Below are 14,347 nucleotides of genomic sequence, written 5' to 3' on the forward strand. Positions count from 1 at the left end.
AACCCACATCATCAAGGATTCTATAATGCCAAAAAGTGCTTTATATCCAATTGTTTATGTATTAGGTAATGGGCAGTTAGGTCGAATGTTACGCTATGCTGGTGCGCCTTTAGATATTCAGGTTGAGCCTTTGCCTTTCAATGCCCCCATATTTGAGCAGGAAGAAGATTGTCGGATTACGGCGGAAATTGAGCGTTGGGAACGCACCCCGCTGACAGAAAAATTAGCCAATCATCCGCAGTTTATTAACCGTTCTGTTTTTGGCTTGCTTGCCGATCGCCTTTCGCAAAAATCTCTCCTTGATGAACTCAATCTTCCCACTTCACCTTGGACACGCCTTGAGTCCGCTTCTCAATGGCAAGATATTTGGCAACAAATTGGCGATAAAGTGGTGGTAAAACGGCGTACTGGCGGCTATGACGGGCGTGGACAGTGGATCATCACGCAAGAAAATCAAGATCTTATTGACGATGAATTATTTGGGCAAGTGATTGCGGAAAAATTTATTCCCTTTGACGGTGAAATTTCCTTAGTGGGAGCACGATTTAAAGATGGCTCAAGCCGTTTTTATCCTGTTACACACAATTTACAACAAAACGGCATTTTGCGTTATAGCATAGCAGATACCACACTGCCACAACAGGCTCTATTACAGCAACAAGCGGAAGCAATGTTAGCTAAAATAATGCACAAGCTGGATTATATCGGCGTGATGGCAATGGAATGTTTTGTGGTGGGTGATAAATTGCTGATTAATGAGCTTGCACCACGGGTACATAATAGTGGCCATTGGACACAGTTGGGCTGTTCCATTAGCCAATTTGAATTACATTTACGCGCCTTACTGGATTTACCTACGCCAAAACTGATGAGCACGATGCCTACGGTGATGATTAATTTAATTGGTACTGCACATAATGCCCAATGGCTCAATACACCGTTTAGCCAGCTCCATTGGTATGGCAAGGAAGTACGAGAAGGGCGTAAGGTTGGGCATATTAATTTAGCTCATCCCGATCGCCAAGAATTATTACATTTATTAGATAAATTTGCTCAAGAACTTCCACAAGATTATCAATCAGGTTTAGCGTGGGTGCAAAGTAAATTGAAATTATCTAAATAACCATTGTGATTTTTAAATAAAAATTGCATTATAGCAGTAAAAATCAGATTCCTTTTATCCAATGCTTGCAAATTGACTAAATTCTCAAGTATAAGAGTAAATAGAATTTCCTTTAACTAAAAGCGAAATGACATTATTAATAATAAACTAAACACAACACGAAAAGGATAATACCATGTTTGAACATATTAATGCTGCTCCAGCTGACCCTATTTTAGGCTTAGGTGAAGCATTTAAAACAGATGAGCGTAGCAACAAAATTAACTTAGGGATTGGTGTATATAAAGATGCCAAAGGCAACACACCAATTATGAAAGCAGTAAAATCTGCCGAACAGCGTTTGTTTGATGTAGAAACCACCAAAAATTACCTTTCTATTGACGGTGTTGCCGATTTTAATGCGCGTACACAAGGCGTGTTGTTCGGTGAACATTCTGACATTGTAAAACAAGGGCGTGCTAAAACTGTACAAAGCCTTGGTGGCACAGGCGCATTGCGTATTGCAGCAGAATTTATCAAACGCCAGACGAAAGCACAAAATGTATGGATCAGCACGCCAACTTGGCCAAACCACAATGCGATTTTTAATGCGGTAGGAATCACCATTCGTGAATATCGTTATTATGATGCTGAACGTAAAGCCTTAGACTGGGATAACCTAATTGCAGATTTAAGCAATGCAGGCGAAGGCGATGTGGTATTATTACACGGCTGCTGCCACAACCCAACAGGAATCGACCCAACACCTGAACAATGGCAACAACTGGCTGAAATGTCTGCCCAAAATGGCTGGCTCCCCCTATTCGACTTCGCTTATCAAGGACTAGCTAACGGCTTAGAAGAAGACGCATTTGGTTTACGCACCTTTGCCACAAATCACAAAGAGTTACTGATCGCAAGTTCTTATTCTAAAAACTTCGGTTTATATAACGAACGTGTCGGGGCATTCACTTTAGTGGCAGAAACCGCAGAAATCGCTGCCACTGCGCTAACCCAAGTGAAATCAATCATTCGTACACTCTACTCTAACCCAGCTTCTCACGGTGCTTCCACTGTAGCAATTGTGTTAGCCGATCCTCGACTAAGAGAAGAATGGACAGGCGAGCTTGCGGAAATGCGTAATCGTATTAAAGAGATGCGTCATCAATTCGTGGCATTATTAAAAGAATACGGTGCAGAGCAAGACTTTAGCTTTATCGAGCAGCAAAATGGTATGTTCTCATTCAGCGGTTTAACCCCAGAACAAGTAGATCGTTTAAAAGAAGAATTCGCTATTTACGCTGTACGTTCAGGCCGCATCAACGTTGCAGGGATCACTGAAGATAACATTCGTTATCTGTGTGAGAGCATCGTTAAAGTGCTTTAGTTAAAAAAACAAAAACACCACGCTTTTAGCGTGGTGTTTTTTCTCCTACCTCATATCAATCCTTTGTAAAAAACCTTTCTCTTAACTGATGTAACTGATCACGCACGGAGGCGGCTTTTTCAAATTCCAAGTCTTGAGCGTGCTTGTACATTTGCTGTTCCAGTTTTTTGATTTGTTGCTCAAGTTCTTTGGCACTGGTTGGTTGATAAAGAGCGGTGGGTTCTGCCACAGATTTTTGTTTTTGCTTGCTTTTCGCTTTATTGTTGCTTGCACCTTGGCCAATATCAAGCAATTCGCCCACTTTTTTATTCAATGCTTGTGGGACTATGCCGTGTTCCTCATTGTATTTCATTTGTTTTTCACGGCGACGGTTGGTTTCGTTGATGGCCTTTTCCATTGATTTGGTAATGCTATCCGCGTATAAAATGGCTTTACCATTTAGGTTTCGCGCAGCACGCCCAATGGTTTGGATCAATGAGCGTTCGGAACGCAAAAAGCCTTCTTTATCCGAATCTAAAATCGCGACTAAAGACACTTCGGGAATATCCAAACCTTCGCGCAATAAGTTGATTCCCACCAACACATCAAACTCACCTAAACGGAGATCACGGATAATTTCCACCCGCTCTACGGTGTCAATGTCGGAGTGCAGATAACGCACCCGCACGCCGTGTTCTTCTAAATAATCGGTCAGATCTTCCGCCATTCGTTTGGTTAATGTGGTTACCAGAACACGCTCATTTTTATCCGCTCTTTGGCGTGCTTCGGAAAGCAAGTCGTCCACCTGAATTGCCACAGGGCGAATTTCAATTTCTGGGTCGAGCAAGCCTGTTGGTCGAACTACTTGGTCGATAATTTCACTGCCCGATTTTTCTAATTCGTAAGGTCCGGGGGTGGCGGAAACATAAATGGTTTGCGGTGCAAGGCGTTCAAATTCTTCAAATTTTAATGGACGGTTATCTAGCGCTGAAGGCAAGCGGAAGCCATATTCCACCAAGGTTTCTTTGCGTGAGCGATCGCCACGATACATCCCACCAATTTGTGGCACAGTAACGTGAGACTCATCAATAATCAGCAAACCGTCTGCGGGAATATAATCAAACAATGTCGGGGGTGGCTCGCCTTCTTTACGCCCTGATAAATAGCGTGAATAATTCTCAATGCCTGAGCAATAGCCTAGCTCGTTCATCATTTCAATGTCAAACTGCGTGCGTTGGGTAATGCGTTGTTCTTCCAGTAATTTATTTTCTTTGATAAAGTATTCTCGCCGTTGTGCCAATTCCGTTTTAATTTGATCGATGGCCTCTAAAATCCGTTCGCGCGGCGTAACATAGTGAGTTTTCGGATAAATGGTATAACGTGGCACCGCACCAAAATTTGCGCCTGTAAGCGGGTCAAAAAGGCTCAAACGTTCAATCTCGTCATCAAATAATTCAATACGAACGGCTTGATCATCGGATTCTGCTGGGAAAATATCAATAATTTCGCCCCGCACTCTGAATGTGCCACGCTGAAACGCTTGATCGTTGCGTGTGTATTGTAGTTCTGCCAATTTCGTCAAAATTTCTCGCTGGTTGATGATCGCTCCTGTTTGCAAATGCAACATCATTTTAAGATAACTATCCGGATCGCCCAACCCATAAATGGCAGAAACAGACGCGACTACGATGGTATCACGGCGCTCTAGAAAAGATTTTGTGGCGGACAGACGCATTTGTTCGATTTGATCGTTAATGGACGCATCTTTCTCAATAAAGGTGTCGCTACTCGGCACATAGGCTTCTGGCTGATAATAGTCATAGTAAGAAACAAAATATTCCACCGCGTTTTCAGGGAAAAAGGCTTTCATTTCTGCATAAAGCTGGGCGGCAAGGGTTTTATTTGGCGCAAGCAACATTGCGGGGCGATTGAGCTTGGCAATCACATTGGCAATGGTAAAGGTTTTGCCTGATCCCGTTACCCCAAGTAGAGTTTGGTGCGCTAAACCATCATTGAGATTTTCACTCAGCTTTTCTATCGCCTGCGGCTGATCGCCCGAAGGCGAAAAATCAGAATGAAGAATAAAAGATTTGCTGTGAATTTTGTGACTCATAAAAAACTGCCTATCAGAAAAGTGCGGTCGATTTTAGCATAATTTTTTACTTTCAGCTTGGATAAAATTTTAAGTTTTACACAGACTTATATTTGTCAAGATTGAAATCTCACAAAATCAAAAAAAATTTTTAAAAAATCCCTAGATTTTTATTAACTTATTGATAAATAAGGAAATGCTATTTTACAGTCAATTTTATTATTAATGCGCTAACCCCTAGTTTTTTCAAGGGATCGGCGATTTTTTCAAATTAAAACTCACAGACTTATCCACAGCCTCTGTGGATATAAAAAAAGAATATAATTTTTCAATATTTTTTTAATTTCACTGTTGACAAAGGAAAGACAGATCATTATTATTTGCGACCAATTCCTTATGATACAGAATTATTCCTCCTTAGTTCAGTCGGTAGAACGGCGGACTGTTAATCCGTATGTCGCTGGTTCAAGTCCAGCAGGAGGAGCCAATTTTCTCTTTGGTAGTTTTTATTTGTCTCCTTTTATAAAAACCATTTATATCCAAGAGAACTTAAAGCCCATATCCTCCTTATGGGCTTTAATTTTTTCTAACTAGCCTTTCATAATAATGATAATATTCGTGACTTTTCATCATTTATAGGACACCCAAATGCTTTTATCTTTTCTCGCTATACTGGTCGGATTGGCAATTTTAGTGTGGAGTGCAGATCGCTTTATTGACGGCGCGGCTTCTCTCGCCAGTTATTTAGGTATGTCGCCATTGTTGATCGGCATTGTCATTATTGGTTTTGGTACTTCTGCGCCTGAAATTATTGTTTCAGCGCTTTCTGCATTAAACCACAGTTCTGGTATTGCACTGGGAAATGCTTATGGCTCAAACATCACCAATATTGCATTGATTTTAGGTGTAACCGCAATCATTAAGCCAATTATGGTCAATTCACAGGTGCTAAAAAAAGAATTGCCCGTGTTAATGGTAGTTACCCTCCTTTCTGCCTTTTTAATTTATGACGCCACCATTTCTCGCCTTGATGCGGTGATTTTACTGGTGGTGTTTACACTCTATATGAGCTGGACAATTTGGCAAGGCAAAAGATATTCAGGCGATAGCCTTGAGCAAGACATTAACGATGAACTCAAAGAAAAATCACAAATGCCATTAAAAACTGCGGTATTGTGGTTAGTGATTGGGCTAGCCTTATTAATGGCTAGCTCGCAATTATTAGTATGGGGCGCAGTGAATATTGCCACCTATTTAGGCGTGAGCGATTTGATTATCGGCTTAACCATTGTCGCCATTGGCACGTCATTGCCAGAATTGGCTGCCTCCATTATGGCAGCGAGAAAAAATGAATTAGATCTCGCGGTGGGCAATATTATTGGATCTAACCTGTTTAACACCCTTGCGGTGGTAGGAATTGCTGGCTCTATCAGCCCAATTCAAGCCACACCAGAAGTGTTTAGCCGAGATATGCTTGTTATGATTACATTAACAGGTTTGTTGTTTTTATTTGGTTATGGTTTCAAAGGGCGAAATGGGCGAATTAACCGAGTTGAAGGATTGGTGCTATTTCTGTGCTATGTAGCTTATAATTCTTGGTTAATTTACACCGCTCTTTAAGCTGAACGAATGATACGATAAAAAGAAAAAGGGGGGAGATTCCCCCCCCTATTTTTCATCTTAAAAATCATCCGCCAAATAGCACCGCCCCACCACGCACAGGCAAGGTTGTGCCATAAAATAATGCTGCTGCAAAGAAGATCACCACAAACCCTGCGATCAATTTTACCGTCATCTCGGCATAAGGGGAATGTTCTGCGCTAACATACCAACGCCCTAATCTCACCGCTGTCTGTCTTGCATATTGTACAATCAAGGCAAATAAAGAAAGTGTAATGCCTGTGCCAACGGCCATCGCCATTGCTGCCGCCATTCCCCATTGATAAAGATCCAGCATATAGGAAAGAAACAGAATAAAAATCGCCCCTGAGCAAGGTCGCATACCAATGGTTAAAATCACAAGCAAACGAGATTTAAAATTGGTCGCCTTGTCTAATTGCTGTGAACTCGGCAAGTGTTGATGTCCACAACTGCAACCTTCTGCGTGATCGCTATGATCACAATGGGATTGTACAAGTCGAACCGGTTTTTCTGAAATTGCTTTTGCCGAAATCGGTTTGATGGCGTGAATTTTTCCCACCGAAATGGTGCGTTGCTTGTGACGAAATTCTCGCAAAAATTTCACCGCACTTTGATAAATCCAATATGCGCCCAGCAAGAACATTAAAATAAAGGCGGATCGCTCAAGCCAAAGTTGGCTCAATTTGAAATAATTCGAAGACAAACGCAATCCCACCACAATAATGGATGTCGCCACCACCGCCACCACGCCTTGCATTAAAGAAGAGAACAAGGTGAGCTGAACGCTGGTTTTTAATTTTGCTTGGTGGGTGGATAAATAACTGGCAATAACAAATTTACCGTGCCCTGGACCAAGTGCGTGTAACACGCCATATAAAAAACTGATAAACATTAAGCCCAAGCCCGCTTGCACAGGATATTGTCTAATTTGATGTAAATAGCCAGAAATACTCTGGTTAAAGGCTTTTTGCCAGCTGATGGTTTGCCCAAATAAATAAGGCAAGACATAAAAACCTAGCCCTACGAGTACCAGCAATATTGCCAGATACTTAAAGCCCTTTTGGGTGCGGTTGTTTAATGGCATACTATCTCCACTTTTTGGCTAAACACTTCGCCAAGGGAACTATCCTCATCACGCTGACTACGATCTAAAGACGCTGCGTATTCACGCACCTTTTCATCAACATTCGGTTCAATCACCTTGCCCGTACATTGAGTAGGAAGTTGTGAAAAATCCACTGCACTTTGCTTATTTTGTGTGTGTTTATTCTGAGTTGGATAAGTCATTGCCACAAAATAAGTAGGATCGTATGTCGCTAACTCAAACTGGTTTTCCTTCAGCACTTGCGGCTTAGACAACAAAAAATCAAAATAGTACATCACTTGGGAGCCATTGGATTTCATTCCATAATTTTGCGGCTGCGCTTTGTATTTAATTTTTTTCTTATTTTTATCAAAGAGATAGCTAAAATAATGCTCATTGACAATATTTTTCATTGCTTCATCAATCAACTTTTGCTTATCGTGCGGCTGAGTGGACTGGGCTAAATCATAAATAATACTGGCAGAACTTGGCTCATCAAGCACCCACTGCATTGAAAACCCGACTAGCTCGCCCTTTTCCACCAACACTTTACTTTGCATATCAATAAAGGCATGCGGGTGAGCAACACTAAACAACGGAACTAAAGCTAATAGCCCCAAGCATTTTTTGAACATAATCAACCTTACTAAAACAAAAGAAAGCAAAATCCTACCACTAAATCAAAAGGCAGACAAAATCCCATTTGCTGATTTAAGCAACAAAATCTAACAAAAAAATTCTATTTCTGTGATTTATATCAAAAAAATGTAAATTCATCATTTATTTATCAACAACTTATAGGTAGTATATGCCCTGTCAAGTGAGAGCTTGATATTCATAAAGTTCCTAAATAAAATAATCAAAATAAATAGCTAAACTACTTTCCTACCTCCCTTTTGGGAGGTTTTTTTTTCGCTTTCAATTCGCCAAAAAGCAAAATCTCAAGTAAAATAACCCGCACTTTTTACAGCTAAGAGAGCAATTTATGTCATCACAATTTGTTTATACTATGCATCGTGTCGGTAAGGTTGTACCGCCGAAACGTCATATTTTAAAAGATATTTCTTTGAGCTTTTTCCCGGGTGCAAAAATTGGCGTGCTGGGGTTAAATGGTGCGGGGAAATCTACCCTGCTCCGTATTATGGCTGGCGTGGATAAAGAATTTGAGGGCGAAGCGCGCCCACTGCCGGGGATCAAAATTGGCTATCTTCCACAAGAACCAAAACTTGATCCGCAACAAACCGTGCGTGAAGCGGTAGAAGAAGCCGTGGCGGAAGTGAAAACTGCGTTAAATCGTTTAGATGAAGTCTATGCGCTTTATGCCGATCCTGATGCGGATTTTGATAAACTTGCCGCAGAGCAAGCAAAGCTGGAAGCCATTATCCAAGCGCACGATGGACATAATCTTGAAAACCAACTTGAGCGTGCGGCTGATGCCCTGCGTTTGCCTGATTGGGACGCCAAAATCGAGCATCTTTCAGGGGGGGAACGCCGCCGTGTGGCACTTTGCCGTTTATTGCTCGAAAAACCGGATATGCTCTTATTAGATGAGCCAACCAACCACTTAGATGCCGAATCGGTAGCTTGGTTAGAACGCTTCTTACACGATTATGAAGGCACAGTCGTTGCCATTACCCACGACCGTTACTTCCTAGACAATGTGGCTGGTTGGATCTTAGAGCTTGACCGTGGTGAAGGGATCCCTTGGGAAGGTAACTATTCTTCTTGGTTAGAACAAAAAGAAAAACGCTTAGCCCAAGAAGCAGCGGCTGAATCAGCTCGCCAAAAATCGATTGAAAAAGAATTAGAATGGGTTCGCCAAAATCCAAAAGGTCGCCAAGCAAAAAGCAAGGCGCGTATGGCTCGCTTTGAAGAATTAAACAGTGGTGAATACCAAAAACGTAATGAAACCAATGAATTATTTATTCCACCTGGCCCACGCTTAGGAGATAAAGTAATAGAAGTGAGCAATTTGAGTAAATCCTATAGCGATCGCACTTTGATTGATGACTTATCTTTTAGCATTCCAAAAGGGGCGATCGTTGGCATTATCGGAGCTAACGGTGCAGGTAAATCTACCCTTTTCCGTATGCTTTCAGGGCAAGAGCAGCCAGATAACGGCAGCATTACCCTTGGTGATACTGTGGTGCTTTCTTCTGTGGATCAGTTCCGTGATGAAATGGACGACAGCAAAACCGTATGGGAAGAAGTTTCACACGGGCAAGATATTTTGCGTATTGGCAACTTTGAAATCCCAAGCCGTGCTTATGTAGGACGCTTCAACTTTAAAGGTGTCGATCAACAAAAACGTGTTGGTGAACTTTCAGGTGGGGAACGTGGACGCTTACATTTAGCCAAGTTATTGCAAGCAGGTGGTAACGTGCTGTTATTAGACGAGCCAACCAACGATCTTGACGTGGAAACCTTGCGCGCCTTAGAAAATGCGATCTTAGAATTCCCAGGTTGTGCAATGGTGATATCCCACGACCGCTGGTTCTTAGACCGTATCGCTACCCATATTTTAGATTACGGCGATGAAGGCAAAGTAACGTTCTATGAAGGCAACTTCTCAGACTATGAAGAGTGGAAGAAAAAAACCTTTGGGGCTGAAGCAACTCAACCTCATCGTATAAAATATAAGCGAATAGCTAAATAAGGTAACCAATGGAAAAGTGCGGTCATTCTTTCCGCACTTTTTATTATCCTTTTTTCAATACAAAGTCGATAAAGTCGATATTGCCATCACAATAAAAATCAATGAAATAAAACTGACCGCATAGTTTATCATTCTACAAAAGATATATGCTCATCGAAAATAAAATATCTCAATATATTTCGGAACACTACAATGTTCCAGCAGAATATTTATGGAATAAATTCCCTCAATATGCTGTATTTCGGCACTCAAAGAGTAGAAAATGGTTCGCAATATTAATGAATGTTGCAGGGCATAAAATTGGTTTAAATACAATAGAAGACACTTGGATTATAAATGTGAAAGCCAAGCCAGAGTTGATTGGTTCGTTACGATTAATGAAAGGCATTTACCCTGCTTATCATATGAATAAAGAACATTGGCTAAGTCTAAATTTAGTGGAAGTCGATGAGGAATTATTGTACCAATTAATTAACGAAAGCTATTTTTTAACTACAAAGAAATATAAAAGTTCATCCAACTAAAAATAAATCTGAGCAAACTGTCAAAAATAGCAATATATGCCCCGCACTTACGGGGCAAAAGAATCATTTATGAGCTTTATAAATCGCGATTGCTTCAGGCATTAGTCGAAGTAAGTTTTGCTGGCGATCTTTATCACTTGGGTGAGTAGAAGAAAGTGCCGCAAGCACGCTTTGTGAACCTGATGAAGCTTTTTGCATTTTTTCCCATAATTTAGGCGCTGCTTCTGGGTTGTAACCCGCTTTTGCCATTAACAATAACCCTACTTCATCGGCCTCTGTTTCAGCACTGCGAGAATAAGGTTTATCGAGCGCCCAATCTTTAGTTAAGCCAACCACTAAGCCACTTCCATCCGTGCCAATTTGGGTTGAAAGCGCAACGTATGCAACTTGTGCGATCACTTCAGTAAATGCGCCCATATTCACTTTTTTCTTGCCGTGTTCTTTGAGGGCGTGCGCCATTTCGTGTCCCATTACGGTGGCAATTTCATCATCGCTTAACTGTAATTTATTTACTAATCCAGTGTAAAATGCCATTTTTCCCCCCGGCATTGCCCACGCATTTAGTTCATCAGATTTGATCACCGTAATTTGCCAATCGAACGGTTGCCCAGTATGGTTTTCTTTATTTGCATAAGGGTACATTTTGTTAAAGACTTTATGAATGCGTTTCGCGGTGGTAGAAGTGGTATCTACTACTCCTTGCTGTTTTGCTTGATTAACTGTTTGGCGATAATTTGCTGCAGCTTGTTGGTTAATGCTCGCGGAATCCGCACAGGCGTTGAGCATTAATGCCAATACAGAAAGTGCGGTGATTTTTTTCAAGGTTTTTAACATTTTCACTCCTTAAGTTTACACATAGAAAAATACCGCCCTACAAAAAGGCGGTATTAAAAGTAAAGGAAAAATTATTTTTTCGCGCGCTCGAAAGAGTCTAAAATCTCTTGACGGGCAGCTTCAACACCTTCCCAACCATCAACTTTCACCCATTTACCCGCTTCAAGGGCTTTATAGCTTTCAAAGAAGTGCTGAATTTGCGCTTTTAATAACGCAGGTAAATCGCCTACATCTTTAATGTGATCGTATTCTTTACTTAATTTTGTGTGTGGCACGGCGATCACTTTCGCATCTTGACCTGATTCGTCCGTCATTTTTAGCACACCTACTGGGCGACAACGGATTACAGAACCGGGTTGTAATGGATAAGGGGTTGGTACTAATACATCAACAGGATCGCCATCTAAAGATAAGGTGTGGTTAATGTAACCATAGTTCGCTGGGTAGAACATTGCGGTTGCCATAAAGCGATCGACGAATAATGTCCCGGTTTCTTTATCCACTTCATATTTGATTGGATCTGAATTAGCTGGGATTTCAATAACAACATAAATATCATCAGGAAGCTCTTTTCCTGCTGGAACGATTTCTAAACCCATTTGGTCTTTCCTTCTAGTTAATGAATGGTAATAAAACTCCTGAATTATAGCTTGATTTTTTTGCTTTTGCCAAGATAAATGGGCAATTTAGCCATTGTATTTTTATTTTGTACTATTATAATAGTTCATCGATACCAGTATTAAACTTATAGGTGAATTTATGAAAAAAAATCCTTCCTTATTCGGCGGTGCAATGATTATCGCTGGTGGCACCATTGGTGCAGGAATGTTGGCAAACCCGATTGCCACTTCTGGCGTGTGGTTTATCGGCTCTATTTTGATCCTTTGCTACACTTGGTTTTGTATGACCACATCAGGCTTAATGCTACTTGAAGCCAACTTACATTATCCCACTGGAGCAAGTTTTGATACCATTGTGAAAGACTTGCTCGGCAAAGGCTGGAACCTGCTAAATGGGCTTTCCGTGGCATTTGTACTCTATATTCTGACCTACGCTTATATCACATCTGGCGGCGGTTTGACGGAAAGTTTTCTGAATCAATTATTTAGCAGCGAACAAAGTGCGATGGAAATTGGACGCGTTTCTGGCTCACTGATTTTCTGTGCAGTACTCGCCTTTTTCGTGTGGTTTTCCACCAAAGCGGTGGATCGCTTTAGTACTATTTTAATCGCAGGAATGGTGGTTGCCTTTTTGCTTTCTGTAACCAATTTACTGGGAATGGTAAACACCGATATTTTGCTTGATAACCTCGCTACTGGGGATAGCCAATATCTACCATTCGCCCTTGCTGCCTTACCGGTTTGTTTGGTGTCTTTCGGTTTCCACCAAAATGTGCCGAGCTTAGTGAAATATTATGATCGCGATAGCAGCAAAGTGACCAAATCTATTATTTACGGCACATTCATCGCATTAATCATTTATATGCTATGGCAGCTTGCCATTCAGGGCAATTTGCCACGCAATGAATTTATCCCAGTGATCCAAAAAGGCGGCGACATTGCAGCATTACTTGAAGCTTTGAATAGCCAAATTCAAACGAATTTTGTCGGCTTAATGTTGCGTTTCTTTGCCTATATGGCAATTGCCAGCTCATTCCTTGGTGTAACCCTTGGTTTATTTGACTACATTGCAGATTTATTCAAATTCGACAACAGCAGCGCGGGCAGAACAAAAACCGCATTAATCACCTTCTTACCGCCGTTGATTTTAAGCCTACTTTTCCCATACGGTTTTGTGATCGCCATTGGTTACGCAGGGCTTGCGGCAACCATTTGGGCGGTAATCATTCCTGCGCTTCTTGCCAAGGCTTGCCGCGCGAAATATCCAAACCAAACCTACCAAGTTTATGGTGGCAATGGAATGATTTACTTCGTTATCCTGTTTGGTCTGCTCAATATCTTTATTCAACTGGCTGATCTCTTTGGCTTGTTACCAGTATTTGGCAGATAACTGCAAATAACATAAAATACCCCCAGATATTCAACCATTAGCACGGGAAACCGTGCTAATTTTTTCGCATAACAATAATGAAAACGTCTGTTTACGATAAAGAAGGCTTTTTTGAGCTTTACCAAAAATTACGTCAAAATCCCATTAGCCTGAACGAAATTGTGGAAAAACCCACAATGTTAAGTTTACTGCCTGATTTAACGGGCAAAAAACTGCTCGATCTAGGTTGTGGAATGGGTGAACATTTACAGCTTTATTTGCAAAAAGGCGCAGCATTTGTGGTGGGAATGGATTTATCCCAAGCAATGTTGCAACAAGCGGCAAAAAACCTCGCCGAAAAACAACCGCACTTTGCGTTACACCAGCTTGCGATGGAGCAGCTTAATACATTGCCTGATAACAATTTTGATGTAATTACTAGTTCTTTCGCCTTTCATTACGTGCAGGATTTTCCCCACCTGCTCGCAGATATTTATGCTAAGCTCAACACTAACGGCACGCTTATTTTCTCACAAGAACATCCTATTGTAACTTGCTACCAAGGTGGTGAACGTTGGGAAAAAGATAAGTATAAACAACAGCTTGCTTATCGTTTAAATTATTATCGTGATGAAGGAGAACGGGATCGAAATTGGTTCAAACAACCTTTTAAAACCTATCATCGCACTCTTTCTACTATTGTGAATGATCTAATTCGCACAGGTTTTCAAATCGAACAAATGGTTGAGCCAATGCTAGCAGATCAACCAAAATGGCAGCAAGAATTCAAGGATTTACAGCATCGCCCCGTGTTACTTTTTATTAAAGCGAAAAAAAATTAAAAATTTTGCTTGCATAAAAATTCTTTTTTGCATAGATTAATAAACAGTTATTTTTGGAGAATACAAAATGAATTTTAATCGTAACACTCATCATCACCATCACCCTGAATAATCTTTCAGGCGATGGCTATTGCTTGGAAGATAAAACTTCCGAGTGAGTGTTGCCAATCCTACTAATTTAAAAATTAGCGATCTCTCGGAAGTTTCTTTCGAGAGA

General features: G+C 41.0%; 12 protein-coding genes, 1 tRNA gene and 1 other annotated feature (1 of these 14 running past the window's edge). Of the genes, 8 read left to right on the top strand and 5 right to left on the bottom strand.

From position 1 onward, the window contains the following. The first annotated feature begins 25 nt into the window (after positions 1–25). The gene (gene purK, locus L5B71_RS03150) at positions 26–1,123 is read left to right on the top strand and encodes a 5-(carboxyamino)imidazole ribonucleotide synthase (protein ID WP_265756932.1); all 1,098 of its coding nucleotides are present in this window, start codon (positions 26–28) and stop codon (positions 1,121–1,123) included. Between the two features lie 175 nt (positions 1,124–1,298). Continuing rightward, complete coding sequence (locus L5B71_RS03155; RefSeq protein ID WP_265756933.1) at positions 1,299–2,489, top strand: amino acid aminotransferase; 1,191 nt, start codon at positions 1,299–1,301, stop codon at positions 2,487–2,489. 55 nt (positions 2,490–2,544) lie between these two features. On the opposite strand, the gene uvrB is transcribed toward L5B71_RS03155, so the two are convergent. After that, positions 2,545–4,581 carry an excinuclease ABC subunit UvrB gene (gene uvrB / locus L5B71_RS03160; RefSeq protein WP_265756934.1) on the bottom strand — a complete coding sequence of 679 codons (2,037 nt, stop codon included), beginning with the start codon at positions 4,579–4,581 and terminating at the stop codon, positions 2,545–2,547. Between the two features lie 390 nt (positions 4,582–4,971). Here uvrB and L5B71_RS03165 point away from each other — a divergent pair. Both L5B71_RS03165 and L5B71_RS03170 read left to right on the top strand, forming a co-directional pair. Next, positions 4,972–5,047 (top strand) — tRNA-Asn (locus L5B71_RS03165). Positions 5,048–5,208: 161 nt separating this feature from the next. Then, the gene (locus tag L5B71_RS03170; protein WP_265756935.1) at positions 5,209–6,180 is read left to right on the top strand and encodes a calcium/sodium antiporter; all 972 of its coding nucleotides are present in this window, start codon (positions 5,209–5,211) and stop codon (positions 6,178–6,180) included. Between the two features lie 67 nt (positions 6,181–6,247). Here the strand turns inward: L5B71_RS03170 and zevB are convergent, their stop codons facing one another. Both zevB and zevA read right to left on the bottom strand, forming a co-directional pair. Beyond that, entirely contained in the window at positions 6,248–7,285 is a 1,038-nt protein-coding gene (zevB, locus tag L5B71_RS03175; RefSeq protein ID WP_265756936.1) for a zinc transporter permease subunit ZevB, read from the bottom strand. Then, positions 7,276–7,920, bottom strand: coding sequence for a zinc transporter binding subunit ZevA (zevA, locus tag L5B71_RS03180; RefSeq protein ID WP_265756937.1), 645 nt, complete (start codon positions 7,918–7,920; stop codon positions 7,276–7,278). The genes zevB and zevA overlap by 10 nt, the downstream gene beginning before the upstream one ends. 350 nt (positions 7,921–8,270) lie before the next feature. Here zevA and ettA point away from each other — a divergent pair, with 350 nt between their 5' ends. Together ettA and L5B71_RS03190 are read left to right on the top strand one after the other, a co-directional pair. Next, entirely contained in the window at positions 8,271–9,941 is a 1,671-nt protein-coding gene (gene ettA / locus L5B71_RS03185) for an energy-dependent translational throttle protein EttA (RefSeq protein WP_265756938.1), read from the top strand. A gap of 146 nt (positions 9,942–10,087) precedes the next feature. Further along, complete coding sequence (locus tag L5B71_RS03190) at positions 10,088–10,465, top strand: MmcQ/YjbR family DNA-binding protein (RefSeq protein ID WP_265756939.1); 378 nt, start codon at positions 10,088–10,090, stop codon at positions 10,463–10,465. A 63-nt stretch (positions 10,466–10,528) separates the two neighbouring features. On the opposite strand, the gene L5B71_RS03195 is transcribed toward L5B71_RS03190, so the two are convergent. Further along, the gene (locus L5B71_RS03195) at positions 10,529–11,299 is read right to left on the bottom strand and encodes a M48 family metallopeptidase (RefSeq protein WP_265756940.1); all 771 of its coding nucleotides are present in this window, start codon (positions 11,297–11,299) and stop codon (positions 10,529–10,531) included. Between the two features lie 71 nt (positions 11,300–11,370). Continuing rightward, positions 11,371–11,898 carry an inorganic diphosphatase gene (ppa, locus tag L5B71_RS03200; protein WP_265756941.1) on the bottom strand — a complete coding sequence of 176 codons (528 nt, stop codon included), beginning with the start codon at positions 11,896–11,898 and terminating at the stop codon, positions 11,371–11,373. Positions 11,899–12,058: 160 nt separating this feature from the next. Here ppa and L5B71_RS03205 point away from each other — a divergent pair, with 160 nt between their 5' ends. Beyond that, entirely contained in the window at positions 12,059–13,309 is a 1,251-nt protein-coding gene (locus L5B71_RS03205; RefSeq protein ID WP_265756942.1) for an aromatic amino acid transporter, read from the top strand. Positions 13,310–13,386: 77 nt separating this feature from the next. Then, positions 13,387–14,130: a class I SAM-dependent methyltransferase gene (locus L5B71_RS03210; protein WP_265756943.1), complete on the top strand. Its 744-nt coding sequence runs from the start codon at positions 13,387–13,389 to the stop codon at positions 14,128–14,130. 87 nt (positions 14,131–14,217) lie between these two features. Further along, positions 14,218–14,347: a sequence feature (His leader region), on the top strand (it continues 8 nt past the right edge of the window).

The sequence above is a fragment of the Avibacterium sp. 21-586 genome (genome assembly GCF_026226775.1).
In the GTDB taxonomy this organism is placed as follows: domain Bacteria; phylum Pseudomonadota; class Gammaproteobacteria; order Enterobacterales; family Pasteurellaceae; genus Avibacterium.

Excerpts from the sequence above, each read along its gene's own strand:
- purK (WP_265756932.1), top strand. The coding sequence starts at position 26 with ATGCCAAAAAGTGCTTTATATCCAATTGTTTATGTATTAGGTAATGGG.
- L5B71_RS03155 (WP_265756933.1), top strand. The coding sequence starts at position 1,299 with ATGTTTGAACATATTAATGCTGCTCCAGCTGACCCTATTTTAGGCTTA.
- uvrB (WP_265756934.1), bottom strand. The coding sequence starts at position 4,581 with ATGAGTCACAAAATTCACAGCAAATCTTTTATTCTTCATTCTGATTTT.
- L5B71_RS03170 (WP_265756935.1), top strand. The coding sequence starts at position 5,209 with ATGCTTTTATCTTTTCTCGCTATACTGGTCGGATTGGCAATTTTAGTG.
- zevB (WP_265756936.1), bottom strand. The coding sequence starts at position 7,285 with ATGCCATTAAACAACCGCACCCAAAAGGGCTTTAAGTATCTGGCAATA.
- zevA (WP_265756937.1), bottom strand. The coding sequence starts at position 7,920 with ATGTTCAAAAAATGCTTGGGGCTATTAGCTTTAGTTCCGTTGTTTAGT.
- ettA (WP_265756938.1), top strand. The coding sequence starts at position 8,271 with ATGTCATCACAATTTGTTTATACTATGCATCGTGTCGGTAAGGTTGTA.
- L5B71_RS03190 (WP_265756939.1), top strand. The coding sequence starts at position 10,088 with ATGCTCATCGAAAATAAAATATCTCAATATATTTCGGAACACTACAAT.
- L5B71_RS03195 (WP_265756940.1), bottom strand. The coding sequence starts at position 11,299 with ATGTTAAAAACCTTGAAAAAAATCACCGCACTTTCTGTATTGGCATTA.
- ppa (WP_265756941.1), bottom strand. The coding sequence starts at position 11,898 with ATGGGTTTAGAAATCGTTCCAGCAGGAAAAGAGCTTCCTGATGATATT.
- L5B71_RS03205 (WP_265756942.1), top strand. The coding sequence starts at position 12,059 with ATGAAAAAAAATCCTTCCTTATTCGGCGGTGCAATGATTATCGCTGGT.
- L5B71_RS03210 (WP_265756943.1), top strand. The coding sequence starts at position 13,387 with ATGAAAACGTCTGTTTACGATAAAGAAGGCTTTTTTGAGCTTTACCAA.